The following is a 15,730-nucleotide window of genomic DNA, read 5'->3' on the forward strand; positions in this document are numbered from 1 at the left end:
TATTTTAAAACTGATAAAGCGAAAAATATCAAACTAATAAACGGAGAAACATTTGGAAAAGATACGAAATATAGCCGTTATCGCGCACGTCGACCACGGTAAAACAACAATGGTTGATGAGCTTTTGAAGCAGTCAGGAACATTTAACGAGCATCAAAACCTTGGCGAGCGTGTAATGGATAGCAACGACATCGAAAGAGAGCGTGGTATCACGATCCTTTCTAAAAACACCGCCATTCGCTACAAAGATACAAAGATCAACATTATAGACACTCCAGGCCACGCCGACTTTGGTGGCGAGGTAGAGCGTGTTCTTAAGATGGTTGATGGCGTTTTACTACTTGTTGATGCGCAGGAAGGTGTTATGCCACAAACTAAATTCGTCGTCAAAAAGGCGCTATCTCTTGGACTTCGCCCAATCGTCGTCGTAAATAAGATAGATAAACCAGCCGGCGATCCAGACCGCGTTATAAATGAAATTTTTGACCTTTTTGTCGCACTTGACGCAAATGACGAGCAACTAGAATTTCCAGTGGTTTATGCAGCTGCTAAAAATGGCTACGCAAAGCTAAAACTAAGCGATGAAAACAAAGATATGCAGCCACTTTTTGAGACTATCTTAGCTCACGTACCAGCTCCAAGCGGCAGTGACGAAAATCCTTTGCAACTTCAAGTTTTCACGCTTGATTATGACAACTACGTCGGCAAGATCGGCATCGCGAGGATTTTTAACGGTAAGATAGCTAAAAACCAAAACGTTATGCTTGCAAAGGCTGATGGCACAAAGACAACTGGTAGAATTTCAAAACTCATAGGCTTTATGGGACTTGACAGGATCGATATAAACGAAGCTGGCACTGGCGACATCGTAGCGATCGCTGGCTTTGACGCGCTTGACGTTGGCGATAGCGTCGTTGACCCAAATAACCCACATCCGCTTGATCCTCTTCACATCGAAGAGCCGACACTTAGTGTTGTATTTTCTGTAAATGACGGCCCTTTAGCAGGCACTGAGGGCAAGCACGTCACGTCAAATAAGATCGACGAGAGACTATCTGGCGAGATGAAGACAAATATCGCGATGAAGTATGAAAACATCGGCGAGGGCAAATTTAAAGTAAGCGGTCGTGGTGAGCTTCAGATCACCATTTTGGCTGAAAATATGCGCCGTGAGGGATATGAGTTTTTACTTGGCAGACCTGAGGTCATCGTAAAAGAGATAAACGGCGTAAAATGCGAGCCATACGAGCTTTTAGTGATCGACGCGCCTGATGATACGACAGGCACAGTCATCGAAAAACTTGGCAAAAGAAAAGCTGAAATGGTCTCTATGAACCCAACAGGCGACGGACAAACAAGGATAGAATTTGAGATCCCAGCGCGCGGACTTATCGGCTTTAGAAGCCAGTTTTTGACTGATACAAAGGGCGAGGGCGTTATGAACCACAGCTTTTTGGAGTTTAGACCACTTAGTGGCACCGTCGAGCACAGAACAAACGGCGCTTTAGTTTCTATGGAAAACGGCGTAACGCTTGCTTATTCGCTATTTAACTTGCAAGATCGTGGTGTGCTCTTTCTTGATCCGCAGGCAAAAGTCTATGTGGGTATGATCATCGGCGAGCACAGCCGTCCAAACGACCTTGATGTAAATCCAATAAAAGGCAAAAACTTAACAAACGTGCGTGCTAGCGGTAGTGACGATGCGATCAAACTAGTACCGCCTAGAAAGCTAAGCTTAGAGCGCGCACTAGAGTGGATAGAAGATGACGAGCTAGTCGAGGTTACGCCTATAAATATCCGTGTTCGTAAGCGCTATCTAGACCCAACAGAGCGCAAAAGAAAAGCAAAACTATAATCCAAATTTGCTAGCAAAATCCCTTTGGTGCCAGCCAAAGGGGCTAGCAAGTGAAATTTAATCCAAAAACCAAATTTAATAATCTAGTTTGTAAATTTATCTATTTATGTCAAGTAACGCTGGCTAAATTTAGTCAAATTTGGGTTTTGGTGCCCTAAATTTATAAAGGCTATTTTTGGTTTTTTTGGTTCTGGCGCTTCAAATTTGTAAATTTGTGCTTGATTAGTAAAATTGTCTGATCTGATGCCGTCACGAGAAATTTATAGAGTAGTTTGTGTTTTACAAAGACTATTTTTGCACGTGAAAAAGCAATTAGCTGTGGTGACTGAATTTGCTTATTTGAATTTGCAAAAGGGCTAAATTTTGGTTTTGAGGGCTGTTAAATTTACTTATTTGATTATCTCTGCATCCAAATTTTGATAGTGGCTAAAATTTTAAATTTGTGGCTTGACTGATTTTACTTGCGTGGTTGTAGTAGTGTTGCGATGAATAGCTACTTTATCCGCACAAATGAGCTAAATTTAATGAAATTTAGTCCTTTCTTGCTCTAAATTTGTAAATTTATGTGAGTTGGAAGAGTCTGAATGACTTAAATTTGGTCTTAGTGGGCAACTTTAGATATTGGCGCAAATTTATATCAGTCAGTGCTTAGCTAAAGTTGGTGACCTTAAATTTTAAAAAAAGATAGTCTGGAGCGAGGTTTATAGCAAGTGAAGGGCTAAATTTAGTTTGGAGATTTGTAAATTTATCTAATTAGTAGATTAAATTTAGACCTTGTCTAAAAACTAGCTTTTAAAATCGCTCTTGCAAGCTGTGAAATTTAGCAAATTTATCACCTCAAACCACAACAAAGCTACCTAAATTTATAAAAAATGCAGGGCGTAAATTTAACTAGCGGAGCTTTTTTAGTTTGCTTTTTGAAATTTTATAAATTTTTGACGGCCTATCTTCAAAAAATCGTTCATCAATAATTTCATCAGCCACGCTTCTAGCCCAAGCTTCGTCAAATTTCATACCATTTTTGTTTGCGCTACTTGAGTAAAGCCAGTCAAATTTGCTTAAGAATTTCTCATGTTCGCACTCTTTTACGACCCTGATCGCCTTTAAATTTGGATATAAAAATGTCGTCTTTCTCGAGCGACGGATGAAATTTTTATACTTTTTTGGCACTCTTGCAAGCCCGTTTAAAACGCTAAATTTAGCCGTCGTGATGAGGCAGGGTTTGCCTTCACTTCGCATTTTAGCGTGGTTTATCTCCTTGTAGTCCTTGCTTAAAAAGCCAGCTGTCGTGTCAGTTTGCGCTAGATATATCATCTCTCTTCTTTGAAAGTAAAAATATGCATGATATGATGAGGGCAAAGCCTAAAAAGTCCCAAAAGACAAATTTCGTCCCAAGCCAAAAGTAGCCAAAAAAGGCCGCGCTTAGTGGCTCTATGCAGGCTATCATGCTGGCCTTTGAGGCGCCTATGAGCTTAACTCCAGTCATATAAAAGCTAAATGCAAATATCGTGCCAAGCGTGATGACGGCGAGAAATGCTAGCCACTGCGCCGTGCCACTAAGCCCCGCAAACTCCCACACTCTCATATAAAGGCAAAGCACCACGCCACCTATCACCATGCCCCAGCCAAGCGTGAGCGCGACTGAGTATTTGGCATTTAGCCTTGCGGGGGCGAGGTTATAAACGCAGACGCAAACGGCACTTACCAAGCACCAAAATAGCGCTTCTGGCGAGATAACAAGGGCTGAAATTTGCGCGTGCGTAGCAAGAAAAAAGACGCCAAGCATCGCGCATAGTAGTGCCAAAATTTCAAGCGGTCTTGGCGCTCGCCTCTCTTTTAGGCAGATGACGGCTAGGATGAGGACTGGCGCGGTGTATTGGATAACTGTCGCAACTGCGGCGTTTGAGAGCTCGATCGAGTAAAAGTAGGCATACTGCGTCATCATAAGTCCAAGTAGGGCATACGTGAGAAGCTCAGCCATCAGTTTAACGTCAGTAACTGGCGCAAAAACGGCTTTTTTAGCCTTAAAAGCGTAGTAGAGCACGATAAAAGCTCCAGCTAGCAAGAGCCTATAAGGCACTAGAAAATCAGCGCTAGTGCCCTGCAAGAAGAGATACTGCCCGCAAACTCCGCTAAATCCCCAAAGAACGCCACCAACTAGCGTAAGAAGCACTCCAAGTTGATGGCTGGACATTAAATTTATCTATCTTTATGTAGCTGGGCGTCTTTGCCATAATACGGCGAGTACGGCCCATAAAGTATGCAGTTGTGGCAGTTTCTAGAAAAGAGATAGGCATCGGCCATTGCCGCTAGGTCATATGATCTATCTGAGATGGTGTTTGCCACCTGAGATATGACGGCTGAGACTAGCATGCCAAGCAGGCTACTTTGACCACTGCTGCTATCTTCTATGGCCGTTGCGGTTCCTTCCCAGAGTTTAGCACCGCTTTTTATATCGATTAACTTTGCTTCAAGGACAACCTTTGTCGAGCTTGAAATAACGGCATAGCTTGTACCATACTCTTTTATGTTGATGTAAAGCACGCTATCGGCATGAAAAATTTTATCAAGCTTATTTAGAGGCACGGCTGCGATCTCGCTTGGCTCGGTTATGCCATTTTGTTTAAATGTATCATTTACAAGAGCCACTGGAAATACATAGTATCCAGCCTCGCTAAGTGGGGCTACTGAGTTAGCCAAAACCGCTGCTGAGCCGCTTACTTCGGTGCTATCGTTTGTTGGCATGAGCACTAGGATGGAGCGTGGTTTTTTTTGCAAAAAGGCTGAGTAGTCGTATGGCTCAGGCTCTTTGAAAGAACAACCCGCAAAAAATATCACAAGAAGCGTCACAGCTATAAATTTCAGGCTATTTTTCATCTTTTGCTCCCTCTTTTTTGCTCTGCTTTTTTGGGGTTAAATTTTTAGAGCCTTTGATGAAATTTATAAATTCTTTTGACTCTGGGAAATTTTGCACCTCTTTGTCAAAATTTGCATTTGCAGCGCCTAAATTTCCGTTATTTAAGTATAAAAGTCCAAGGTGCGCATAAAGCCCTGGCGCAACCTTGTAGCCTCTTTGGGTTGAGTTTTGCACTAAATTTTCTAAGCGTGAAATTTGCTCGGTTGCGTCGCCATCTTCGTTTAGATAGCTATATAGCGAGCTGCTATATGTGCCGTCCCAGTAATAAAGCGACCTTGGGCCACTTGTGTTGCTGCACCCTACTAGCACGAGCGCAAGAGCGCCAAGGCAGGCAAGCTTTATTTTACTTGCCATGCTCCGCTTTCTATGCCATTTACTAGGTTATTTACCGCTTCAACTATCGCTAGGCTTAGCACCTTGCCATTTAGCGTAGAGTCGTATCCTGCGGTGCCGCCAAAGCCGATGATCTCTCTGTTTGAAAGGGTATATTCGCCAGCGCCACTAACCGAATAGACGACCTCAGCCGTTTTGGTATCGACAACGTTTAAATTTACCTTTGAGTAGGCAGTTTGCTTTTTGCCTTTGCCAAGTATGCCAAATAGCTGGTGATCGCCTGTTGTCTTACGTCCAAATTCGGTCACATCGCCAGTTATGACGTATCTTGAGCCTTTTAAATTTTGAGCCTCTTTGCTTAGCTCGCTCTCTTGTTTGAGGACTGACATATTTGATCTCTCAAGCACCAAAAATCTACCGCTTTGCTGTAAATTTGTGATTAGGATGCTTTGAGCTTGGTTGCCAAGTCTATCCTCGCCGTCACTAAAAACACCATTACCGTAGTTTGATTGATTATTAAAGCGGCCAATAGAAACTGAGACCTTTTTGCCGTTATAGACTGAGCCGTAGCTTGCTACTTTTGGAGTTTCAACCACTCTTGAGCTCTCGCTTGCACATCCAGCAAAAAGCGCTGCGATCACTAGAGCTGCACTAAATTTTAAAACATTTTTCATCTTTATCCTTTGTGACAAAATCGTGTGTATATTACTACTTTTTTTTAAATGGCTCGGAATTTCATCCACGTGCCATTTGCGTATCTGCGCACAAAGAGCACCGCCTTTACCGCCCAGTCGGCAAACATCGCAAACCAAGTGCCTATCATGCCAAGATCAAACGTAAGCGCAAAGATATAAGCTAGCACGATCCTGCAGGCAAACATGCAGGCTAAATTTACTATCATCGGGTATTTTGCGTCCCCAGCAGCACGAAAAACGGTCGGATAGGTGTAGGCAAGTGGCCAGATGAGGCACATCGCGATGCCGTGATACCAGACGATCTGCCTTGTTAAATTTATGGCCTCGCTAGAGAGATTATAAACGCGAAGTAGCGGCTCAAGAAGCAGTAACACGGCAGCCGTGCTAAAAAGCTGCACGATGTAGATGCTTAGCATTGATTTTCTTACGTAAAATTTAGCCTGATTGAAGTCATTTGCGCCGATGCATCTAGCTACGACGACGCTTAGGCCTGTGCCTATCGCCATGCCGGGGAGCACCTGAAACATCACGATAGTCCCGCCCACGGCATTTGCAGCGATGCTTGCCGTGCCAAAGAGCGAAACAAGGCTCAAAACGATGATGCGACCCACGTAAAACATCGAATTTTCAAAGCCATAAGGCACGCCGATATTTAAAATTTTCTTGATGATCTCGTAGTCAAATTTATAGATAAAGCTCTTTCTTATGTGAAGTTTTAGCTTTATATCAAGTAGCAGATAGACTATGACAAAGCAAGCGATCGCTCTTGCTATGAGCGTGCTAATGGCGATGCCAAGCACCCCTGTGTGAAATGTGTAGATGCTAATGGCAGTTAGTAGCACGTTTAATAAATTTGCAGCCGCCATGATATACATAGGTAGCTTTGCGTTTGACATCGTGCGAAAGATCGCCGCAGCTGCTGCATAGAGGGCTAAAAATGGCGCTGAAATGGCGGAGAAAACGAGGTAGTGGCTAGCATCATGCCTTACTTGCTCGCCGATATCGCCAAAGACTTTGTCTAAGATGAGATCTTTTAAAATGATGATGGCAAGGGCTATAAAGATGGCAAAAATTAGGCTAAACCAAACTAGCTGATCGGCGGTATTTCTAGCGTTACCACTTTGTTTGCTGCCTAGATAATGGCTAGCGACCACCGAGCCACCAGTGGCTATGGCAGTAAATATGCTAATAAATAGCGCCATGACAAACTCCACAAGGCTCACCGCACTCACCGCACTTTCGCTAACGCTTGCTGCCATTAGTGAGTTTGCAAGGCCTAGGCTATACTCTAAAAACTGCTCTACGGCGATAGGGAAAAAGAGCCTTGCGAGGTCGGCATTTGAGAAAAATCTCTGCTCGTTTGTCAAATTTTTCAAATTTTATCCCCTTTGTAAAGTGTGGGTAAATTATAAATTTTAAAAGGTGAAAAGGCTATAAATTCTGGGTCTTATTTATTGACAAATTTGTCTTAAAGTGAGTAAAATCACGCCAGTTCTAAGTTTTAGAAAGACCTTTTTTGGATACAAAATGCACTCAATCGGTATTGATATAGGCTCAACTTCTGCAAAAGTTGCCGTCATAGAGGCAAGTAGCGGCGAGATAAAGGAGCTATTTTTACTCCCAACTGGCTGGAGCAGCGCAGATACAGCCATGCTTATAAAAGAGCGAGTTTTAGCTTTAGGTCTTGGCGAGCTATATTTTACTGCGACAGGCTATGGCAGAGTTTCGGTGCCATACGCTGACAAAACGCTTACAGAGATCACCTGTCACGCGCTTGGTGCGCACTACTTTTGTAAAAGCGACTGCACAGTTATAGACGTGGGCGGACAAGATACAAAGGCTATCAAGCTTGAAAATGGCTCAGTGGCTGACTTTACGATGAATGATAAATGTTCAGCCGGCACTGGTAAATTTCTTGAAGTGATGTCAAACCGCCTTGGAGTTAGGTTTGATGAGCTTACACGCCTTGCTAAAAATAGCGACAAAGATATATCCATAAGCTCGATGTGCACGGTCTTTGCGGAGTCTGAGATCATAAGTCTCATCGCTCAAAATATCTCACGAGAAAATATCGCAAAAGCAGTGATCGTCTCAGCTATAAATAAAATTTCAAATTTGGTCAAAAAACAGGCAAATACGAGCTACTTTTTAAGCGGCGGCTTTAGTAAGAGCGAGTATGTGAGAGAAAATTTAGAAGTGTGCTTGCAAGCTAAAGTCACCACGCACAAAGATGCGATCTACTGCGGTGCGATAGGCGCTAGCCTTGCAGGGATAAGAAATTTAAGGAGAGAAGATGGCAATAAATGAGAACATGAATCTAAGCGAAATTTTCGCTACTTATGACGGCGCTAAGAAAAATTTATCCCAAAATGTCGAGGCGGTCAAAAATAGCGGTCAAAAGATCGCAGCGATATTTTGCACCTACACGCCAAGAGAGCTCATCCACGCCGCAAATGCCTATAGCGTGAGTGTCTGCGCAACTGGCGATAACGCCGTGGTCGAGGGCGAAAAGTACCTGCCTAAAAACCTCTGCCCGCTCATCAAAGCAAGCTATGGCTTTGCTAAGGCGAACAAGTGCCCATTTGTGCGAAACTCTGATATCGTTATCGGTGAGACGACGTGTGATGGCAAGAAGAAGATGTATGAGCTAATGGGTGAGTTTAAAGACGTCCACGTCATGCACCTGCCACATTTCAAGAGCCAAAAAAGTTTAGAAATTTGGCAAGATGAGGTTAGGCAGCTAAAAGAGCGTCTGGAGGCTAAATTTGGCGTGAAAGTGAGCGATGAGGAGCTTAGAAACTCTATTAGGCTATTTAACAAAGAGCGCGAGCTGATGGGCGAAATTCAAAATTTCATGAAGCTAACGCCACCACCGATGAACGGCAAGGAGCTGCACGCACTGTTATATGGAAATGGCTTTATATTTGATAAAGCTGAGCAGATAAGCGACCTTGAGATCATCGTAAATAAGCTAAAAGAGTGCGTGAGGGACAAAATTTCACCCGTGCATAAGGACGCCAAACGCATCATCATCACAGGCTGTCCAAGTGGCGGGGTCTATGATAAGATCGTGCCAGCCATAGAAGAGGCAGGCGGCGTCGTGGTAGCTTACGAAAACTGCACTGGGACTAAAAATTTTAGCAACCTAATCGATGAAAATGATGATCCAATTAGCGCTATAGCAAAGCGCTACATGGCGATACCTTGCTCGATCATGTCGCCAAATAAGGAGAGAGAAAAGGCGCTACAAGAGATGATAAAAGAGTATAAGGCGGACGGCGTGATCGACGTTGTGCTGCAAGCCTGTCACACCTACAATGTAGAAACTGCCAATATAAAAAGGGCGTGCAACGATGTGGATACGCCTTATATGGCGCTTGAGACGGACTTTTCTACAAGCGACGCTGGACAGATCAAGACAAGGCTCGAGGCGTTTATAGAGATGCTTTAGGATAAATTTGGCGTCTGGCTTTTTGAGGCGAGCGATAAATTTAAAAGAGCAGGGGGGAGCTAAGTCTAGCTTTAAATTTAAAGTGGCTGACTTGAAAATGGAGAAATTTACAAGTCAGCTAAAGTGAAATTACAACTTAAAAATAGATATTTTTAAAAAATATGCAGGAGTTCTTCCTGCATATTTAAATAATCAATCGTCCAAAAGCCACCATCCAGAAGGGCTTCCATAAGCAAATCGCATGTGACGATAATCATAAGTGACTGAATTCCATTTTTTATCACCGTTTTTCATTTTTTCGTTATATTCTTTTGTTTTATCTCTATCGCCTAAGTTTTTATACATGTCGCGTAGATCTCTACATATATAAGCACTTTTTAATTCATTGCAGCCGTATTCAAGCATTTTTACATCTGCTTTTGACTCAGAAAGGGCTTTTGCGTAATCAGAATTTATGGCATCAGTTTTAGCTTGATCGTCACTATTTCTTGCAAAATAAACTATTTTTTCTCTAATCAAATCAAGAGCTGGTATATTGCACGCTGGAGCAAATTTTTTATCGTAGCAGTATTCTGGAATAGTCTTTTCATAAAAATTCACTACTTTTTTAAGGTCTTTATTGGCCAAAGCCTCTCGTTTTTCTAGTGCTAGGCAGCCTAGATCATTACCTTGATCTAAACACCAATATTTTGCCCTATCTGTGTCTATTTTTTTCGTGTTAGTTTCTATAAACTGTTTCTCCCCACTATAATCATAATTTGGTTTCTCTTTACTACTTCCTCCAAAGCCCCAAGCATATACGCTACTTGTGGCCAACACGCTGGCTAAGACTGAAGCTAAAATTTGCTTTTTCATCTTGATGGATCTCCTTTATGGTTTAAAAAGGCATTCTACCCCCCCCGTACTTAAAATAAATTTTAAAAGGGTGCAGGCTTGTGAAAAAGTTTAAATTTAGTGTGTAAGTGCCTACTAAAATGTGCAGAGTATGTCAAGCAGTCTGCCAAGCTTTTGCATATCGTTTAAGAAAAGCTGGTTTGATTTTTGTGTAAATTCTTTGGCTTCTTCTAGGATTTTGGGCTCTAAGATGCTATAAGCAAACTCCTTTTTTAGGATCTTTGCGCCCTTTTTATAGACAAATTTTGCATCAATTAAACTTGCAAAAAAGCTATCATCTCTTAAGTAGTAGTTGGTGGCCGCATTTACAAAAACTGGATTTTGAGCCAAAAACTCAGCGCAAACGCCGTTTGGTGATCTAAATTTAACACTCTCAACCACATCAGGCCTTATCTCGTAAAACCTTATCTCGCTAGATTTTTTAAGAGCTAAAACGTCACTAGTTTTGTTTAAATTTATAGAGGCGCTATCTGCTTCAATGACGTTTATAACGCCACTTACGAGAGAATAAGCACTTGTAGTTTTATTTTGATCAAGAAAATTTACCATGCCAAAAAATGGCACGCTGGCATTTTTATCAGCCAAATTTGGCATGCTTTTTATGAGTAGTTGCTGCTTTTTGCCATTTAGCTCAAAGTAGCTCACCATGATAGAAATTTCATCCTTTTTGCTAGGTGTCTTTTGCGAGCAGCCAGCAAAAAAGAGTGCTGCAAGCAGCAAAACTACTAAATTTCTCATTTTATGAAGTAGTCACCATCAAAGCTTACAAGCGAGTACTTTCTCTCATTGCCGATACTCTCTTTAAGCTCATCGATGCTCAAAAACTCCAAGCTATCAGCTCCGATGTACTCTCTGACCTCTTCGACGCTTTTTTTGGCGCTTATTAGCTCCTCAAAGCTTGGTGTATCTATGCCGTATCGCTCAGGATACTTTAGCTCAGGGCACGCAACTCTGAAGTGAATTTCTTTCGCCCCTGCGTGTCTTAAGAGATCGACCACCTTTTTAGAAGTAGTGCCACGAACGATGCTGTCATCGATAACGACGATGCTTTTACCAGCTAGCACGCTTGACATTGGGTTAAGTTTTAGCTTAACCTTTAAATTTCTCATCTCTTGGCTTGGCTCGATAAATGTCCTGCCAACATAGTGGTTTCTGGTGATGGCTAGCTCAAATGGAATTTTGCTCTCATTTGCATATCCAAGCGCCGCTGGCACGCCACTATCTGGCACAGGCACTACAAAATCAGCCTTTATCTTGCTCTTTTTTGCTAGCACTTCGCCCATCTTTTTTCTCACTTCATAGACGCTTTTGCCCTCTATGACGCTATCTGGGCGCGCAAAGTAGATGTATTCAAAGGCGCAAATTCTAGGCTCTGGCTCGAAGATTTGCAAGCTTTGAAACTCACTCTTGCCATGCTCAAAAACTATCATCTCGCCAGGTCTAACATCTCTTATAAATGTCGCTCCCACAAGATCAAACGCACAAGTCTCGCTAGCTACGATATATCCGCCATCTTTTAACCTGCCAAGGCTTAGTGGCCTAACGCCCCAGCGGTCTCTTATGGCAAAGGTTTTGTGGCGTGACTGCACGAGTAAGCAGTAAGCACCTTTTATCTTGTCAAGTGCTGCGATGATGCGATCTTGCAGGTGTTCGTCGTGGTTTCTTGCGATGAGGTGGATGATGTTTTCGGTGTCCATATTTGTCTGAAATATCGCGCCATCTTTGATAAGCTCGTCTCTAACCTCGTCTTTATTGACCAAATTTCCGTTGTGAACGATTGAGATTTGACCTAGGGCGTAGTTGGCGGCTATTGGCTGGGCGTCACGGCCTGAGTTTTTGCCAGCTGTTGCATAGCGGTTGTGACCGATCGCCATGTCGCCTTTTAGTGAGCTTAAGATCTCTTCGTTAAAGACCTCGGTGACTAGGCCGTTGCCCTTGTGGGTAGAGATCTCGCCGTCGTTACAGACGCTGATGCCACTTGCCTCTTGACCGCGGTGTTGCATAGAAAATAGCGCATAATACGCTGTTTTCGCCGCGTCCTTAGAATTTATGATACCAACTATCGCACACATCTTTTATCCTCTTTTCATCTTTTTAAATTTCATCTTTGCAGTTAAATTTGCTCTCACTTTTAACGCCTAAGCACTATTTTGTAAGTGGCTTGTTGCCCAAAGTGCTGGCACATTTGCCGTTATTTGCACCATTTATAATAATCCACATGCACTAAAACTAAATTCCATAATCTCAAATCAACTCACCAGCTCCTAAATTTTGACGCTTTTTGCGCTCTGGTAGGTAGAATTTATCGCCAAATTCTAACTCGTATCTCTTTATATCATCAAGCTTAAATTTAATCATCAAGCCCCAAACTATCATCTATCGAGTATAGACCACTGCTTTGATCTTTTAGCCAGATGGCAGCCTTAATGGCACCTTTTGAGAAGGTCGCTCTGCTAGTTGCCGTGTGGTTTAGCTCGATAAATTCGCCGTCATTGTAAAAGCCAACCGTGTGACGACCGACCACGTCGCCGCCACGAAGCGCCATAACTGCGATCTCGTCTTTACTTCTTGCACCCACCATGCCAGCTCTGCCTGTTACTAAAACATCTTTTAAATTTAGATCTCTGGCTTCTGCCACGCAGCCTGCTAAAGTCATCGCAGTGCCGCTTGGAGCGTCCTTTTTGTGTCTGTGGTGCTGCTCGACGATCTCGATATCAAATTCTCTTAAAACTTTCGAAGCGATCCTTGCTATGCGGTTTAACACTGCTACGCCAAGACTCATATTTGTTGCGTAGAGTATTGGCATAGCACCTGATGCTAGGTAAAGCAAGTTTTTCTCATCGTCATTTAGTCCAGTCGTGCCGATGACTAGTGGTTTTGGGTTAGTTCTAGCATAGTTTAGTAGCGCCACCGTCGCCTCTTTTTGGCTAAAGTCGATGATGACGTCGCACGCTTCAAAAAATTTAGCAAAGTCGTTTGTCAAAAGTTCGCTGCTTAAATTTTCAACCTCATTTTTTTGGCTAAAAGCGACGCTTAAAAGCGCGTTTTTCTCATCTTTTAAACAAGATATGATACTTTGAGCCATCTTGCCGCTAGCGCCGTAAAGTCCTATTTTTACCAAAATTTATCCTTTGAATTTTGGTTGAAATTTAACATAAAATTTATTATAGAGAGATTACGAAACGGCTTTTGAAAAGAGCTACTTGTGGTTAGAATTTAATTAAAAATTAGCGTCGTGGCAATTACTGCGATCAAAAAAATAGCTATTAATAGTTTATATGCCATCTCTTTATCATTTTGTGCCAAAATGTGGCTACATTATTTCTTAGAGTTATTTATTAATGCAATTTTTGAAAAATTCTGATTAGCCTAAAAATCAAGCATTTTAAAAATATAAATTTTGCTAAAAATGGTTTATTTTAAAAGAGAAATTTAGCCAAAAATTTGGCTAAATTTAAGTATTAATGTAAGCTTTCTATATAGCTCATAGCGCTAAGTGCAGCCACTGCGCCATCACCTGCTGCTACGATGACTTGCTTTGGAGCGTCCTCTCTGATGTCACCTGCTACAAAGAGCCCTTTTAGGCTAGTTTGCATCTTAAGGTTAGTCTTTACCTGTCCGCCATCAGCCATTTCGCAAATAAATTTGCCGTTTTCGTCTTTTAAAATTTCGTTATTTACATTTAGTCCGACAAATGTGAAAATGCCCGGCACATCAAGCACGCGCTCACCATTTTTAGTATCAAGCACGATCTTTGTTAGGCCCATATTATCGCCAAGCGCCTCTTTTACAGTCGCACTTGTTATAAACTCGATCTTCTCATTTTTTCTAGCTTTTTCAACGGTTGTTGGTGCCGCTCTAAACTCGTCACGTCTATGCACTAGATAAACTTTTGAGCAGATATTTGCTAGGTAAAGTGCCTCTTCAACAGCTGTGTCGCCACCGCCAAGAACGGCTACCTCTTTGTTTTTGTAAAAGAAGCCATCGCATGTTGCGCATGTGCTAACGCCTTTGCCAAAGAACTCGTCCTCGCCTTTAAAGCCAGCATGTCTCGGGGTTGAGCCAGTCGCTACGATGACAGCCTTTGCCTGCTCGCTCTTGCCGCCTTCAAGTAAAATTTCAAAGCTACCGTCACTATTTTTTCTAACGCCAACGACATTTGCCCACTTATGAACTAGTCCAAATGCACTGCACTGCTTCCACCAAGTGCTCATAAAGTCAAAGCCGCTCTCGCCAGGGGCTTTTTGACCTGGGTAGTTTTCTATCTCTGAGCTAGAGGTGATCTGACCGCCAGGCTCGCCTTTTTCAAACATTACAACATTTTTTAATCCGCCTCTAGTGGCGTAAAGTCCGGCGCTTAGTCCTGCTGGACCGCCTCCGATGATCGCTAAATCAAGCATAAATTTCCTTTATTCTAAAACTTTTATGGACGAATTTTGTTTGTAAATTTCGCCCCTTTGATGAACTATCTCAACACTGCTTGGTAGCTTTGTGATGCTCAAATTTCGCATCAGTTCTAAAACTGTATTTATATCCGAGCTTATGTATTTTAGTGTTGAGTTTGACTCATATCTTTTTTGAAAGATATCGATCGCCACAACTGTTTCATTTTTGGTTGGTAAAATTTCGTCTAATTTTGATTGATTTGAGCTGAAGATTAAAAGCGTGTATTTTGGCTCTTTTGGAGTGAAAATCTCGCTTTTTTCGTAAAAAACTAGCTTCGCAAAATCAACAAATTTATATTGTGAAAAACGATAGTTGCTATACGCAAATGCAGCTGCTATCATAGCTGCACCAAAAAATGAACCAAATATATAGGTAAGAGGAAGCAGACTTCCTCTTCTTTTTTCGCTCATTAAAGAAGCGAATTTAGTTTGTCAGTTAGGGCTTGTTTTGACTGCGCACCGACCATTTGCTCAACTAGCTCGCCATTTTTAAAAAATAGCAATGTTGGGATCGATCTGATGCCAAACTCAACTGCAAGATCTTGCACTTCATCAGTATTTACCTTGCAAATTTTTGCTTTGCCGTCAAAGTCTTCAGCAAGCTCTTCGATCACTGGAGCTAGCATACGGCAAGGTCCGCACCATGGAGCCCAGAAATCTACTAGAGCAACGCCTTCTTTTGTTACATCAAAATTTTCTTTTGTGAGTTCGATGTATTTTCCCATTTGTTCTCCTTATTTTCAAGATGTGGCAATTATACAAAATCAAATTTAAATTTTAGCTAAATAATAAATTTTATTATAAACTAATATTTTCTATCAACTGAAAATTTTCATTTTTTACAACAAGCAGATCGAGCTGAAAGTCTCTATTTGGCTCATTTTTCATCATATAAAAATTTATAGTTTTTAAAATTTTCATATATTTCGCCTTGTTTAGGCGGTACTGGGCCTCGTATTCTCCGCTAGTTGCTTTTACTTCTATAAAGTGCAAAATTTTATCATTACTTAGCGCTATGATGTCGATCTCGCCAAATTTAGAGTGGAAATTTCTCTCTAAAATGATAAAATCAAGCTTACGCAAAAATTCGCAAGCCCTATCTTCCGAGTTCTTGCCAAAGAGATACTCTTTTAGCCCCAA

Annotated in this window: 17 protein-coding genes; 3 read left to right on the top strand and 14 right to left on the bottom strand. The window is 41.9% G+C overall.

Annotation, left to right across the window (positions count from 1 at the left end):
* Window positions 1-52 precede the first annotated feature (52 nt).
* Window positions 53-1,855 carry a translational GTPase TypA gene (typA, locus tag G6W42_RS00815; RefSeq protein ID WP_103594439.1) on the top strand — a complete coding sequence of 601 codons (1,803 nt, stop codon included), beginning with the start codon at window positions 53-55 and terminating at the stop codon, window positions 1,853-1,855.
* An 891-nt stretch (window positions 1,856-2,746) separates the two neighbouring features.
* Here typA and G6W42_RS00820 read toward each other — a convergent pair.
* Genes G6W42_RS00820 through G6W42_RS00845 form a run of 6 tightly spaced genes read right to left on the bottom strand, consistent with a single transcriptional unit; the run spans window position 2,747 to window position 7,176 of the window.
* Window positions 2,747-3,169, bottom strand: coding sequence for a Sua5 YciO YrdC YwlC family protein (locus tag G6W42_RS00820; RefSeq protein ID WP_148815601.1), 423 nt, complete (start codon window positions 3,167-3,169; stop codon window positions 2,747-2,749).
* On the bottom strand, window positions 3,147-4,049 hold the full coding sequence (locus G6W42_RS00825; protein WP_194172570.1) for a DMT family transporter: 903 nt from the start codon (window positions 4,047-4,049) through the stop codon (window positions 3,147-3,149). Before G6W42_RS00825 ends, G6W42_RS00820 begins: the two co-directional genes overlap by 23 nt.
* Window positions 4,050-4,054: 5 nt before the next feature.
* On the bottom strand, window positions 4,055-4,732 hold the full coding sequence (locus G6W42_RS00830; protein WP_194172571.1) for a DUF799 domain-containing protein: 678 nt from the start codon (window positions 4,730-4,732) through the stop codon (window positions 4,055-4,057).
* On the bottom strand, window positions 4,722-5,126 hold the full coding sequence (locus G6W42_RS00835; RefSeq protein ID WP_194172572.1) for a DUF4810 domain-containing protein: 405 nt from the start codon (window positions 5,124-5,126) through the stop codon (window positions 4,722-4,724). The genes G6W42_RS00830 and G6W42_RS00835 overlap by 11 nt, the downstream gene beginning before the upstream one ends.
* Window positions 5,111-5,779, bottom strand: coding sequence for a CsgG/HfaB family protein (locus G6W42_RS00840; protein ID WP_194172573.1), 669 nt, complete (start codon window positions 5,777-5,779; stop codon window positions 5,111-5,113). The genes G6W42_RS00835 and G6W42_RS00840 overlap by 16 nt, the downstream gene beginning before the upstream one ends.
* 44 nt (window positions 5,780-5,823) lie before the next feature.
* Window positions 5,824-7,176, bottom strand: a complete 1,353-nt coding sequence (locus tag G6W42_RS00845) for an MATE family efflux transporter (RefSeq protein WP_194172574.1) — start codon at window positions 7,174-7,176, stop codon at window positions 5,824-5,826.
* A 151-nt stretch (window positions 7,177-7,327) separates the two neighbouring features.
* On the opposite strand from G6W42_RS00845, the gene G6W42_RS00850 reads away from it, so the two are divergent.
* Together G6W42_RS00850 and G6W42_RS00855 are read left to right on the top strand one after the other, a co-directional pair.
* The gene (locus G6W42_RS00850) at window positions 7,328-8,107 is read left to right on the top strand and encodes an acyl-CoA dehydratase activase (RefSeq protein ID WP_194172575.1); all 780 of its coding nucleotides are present in this window, start codon (window positions 7,328-7,330) and stop codon (window positions 8,105-8,107) included.
* Window positions 8,094-9,251 carry a double-cubane-cluster-containing anaerobic reductase gene (locus G6W42_RS00855; protein ID WP_194172576.1) on the top strand — a complete coding sequence of 386 codons (1,158 nt, stop codon included), beginning with the start codon at window positions 8,094-8,096 and terminating at the stop codon, window positions 9,249-9,251. Before G6W42_RS00850 ends, G6W42_RS00855 begins: the two co-directional genes overlap by 14 nt.
* A gap of 192 nt (window positions 9,252-9,443) precedes the next feature.
* Here G6W42_RS00855 and G6W42_RS00860 read toward each other — a convergent pair whose 3' ends face one another.
* The 8 genes from G6W42_RS00860 to G6W42_RS00895 form a co-directional block, all read right to left on the bottom strand.
* Window positions 9,444-10,106: a hypothetical protein gene (locus G6W42_RS00860; RefSeq protein WP_194172577.1), complete on the bottom strand. Its 663-nt coding sequence runs from the start codon at window positions 10,104-10,106 to the stop codon at window positions 9,444-9,446.
* 114 nt (window positions 10,107-10,220) lie between these two features.
* Window positions 10,221-10,883 carry a hypothetical protein gene (locus G6W42_RS00865; RefSeq protein WP_194172578.1) on the bottom strand — a complete coding sequence of 221 codons (663 nt, stop codon included), beginning with the start codon at window positions 10,881-10,883 and terminating at the stop codon, window positions 10,221-10,223.
* Window positions 10,880-12,217 (bottom strand): amidophosphoribosyltransferase, encoded by a 1,338-nt coding sequence (purF, locus tag G6W42_RS00870; RefSeq protein ID WP_149704781.1) that lies wholly within the window; start codon window positions 12,215-12,217, stop codon window positions 10,880-10,882. The genes G6W42_RS00865 and purF overlap by 4 nt, the downstream gene beginning before the upstream one ends.
* A 278-nt stretch (window positions 12,218-12,495) precedes the next feature.
* Window positions 12,496-13,266 carry a 4-hydroxy-tetrahydrodipicolinate reductase gene (gene dapB, locus G6W42_RS00875; protein ID WP_194172579.1) on the bottom strand — a complete coding sequence of 257 codons (771 nt, stop codon included), beginning with the start codon at window positions 13,264-13,266 and terminating at the stop codon, window positions 12,496-12,498.
* 340 nt (window positions 13,267-13,606) lie between these two features.
* Window positions 13,607-14,545: an NAD(P)/FAD-dependent oxidoreductase gene (locus G6W42_RS00880; protein ID WP_194172580.1), complete on the bottom strand. Its 939-nt coding sequence runs from the start codon at window positions 14,543-14,545 to the stop codon at window positions 13,607-13,609.
* A gap of 9 nt (window positions 14,546-14,554) precedes the next feature.
* On the bottom strand, window positions 14,555-15,001 hold the full coding sequence (locus tag G6W42_RS00885; RefSeq protein WP_021089433.1) for a hypothetical protein: 447 nt from the start codon (window positions 14,999-15,001) through the stop codon (window positions 14,555-14,557).
* A complete protein-coding gene (trxA, locus tag G6W42_RS00890; RefSeq protein WP_012001054.1) occupies window positions 15,001-15,315 on the bottom strand; it encodes a thioredoxin in 315 nt (104 codons plus the stop codon). The genes G6W42_RS00885 and trxA overlap by 1 nt, the downstream gene beginning before the upstream one ends.
* Window positions 15,316-15,388: 73 nt before the next feature.
* Entirely contained in the window at window positions 15,389-15,730 is a 342-nt protein-coding gene (locus G6W42_RS00895) for a YraN family protein (RefSeq protein WP_194172581.1), read from the bottom strand.

Source organism: Campylobacter concisus (assembly GCF_015230015.1).
Classification (GTDB): Bacteria; Campylobacterota; Campylobacteria; order Campylobacterales; family Campylobacteraceae; genus Campylobacter_A; species Campylobacter_A concisus_AF.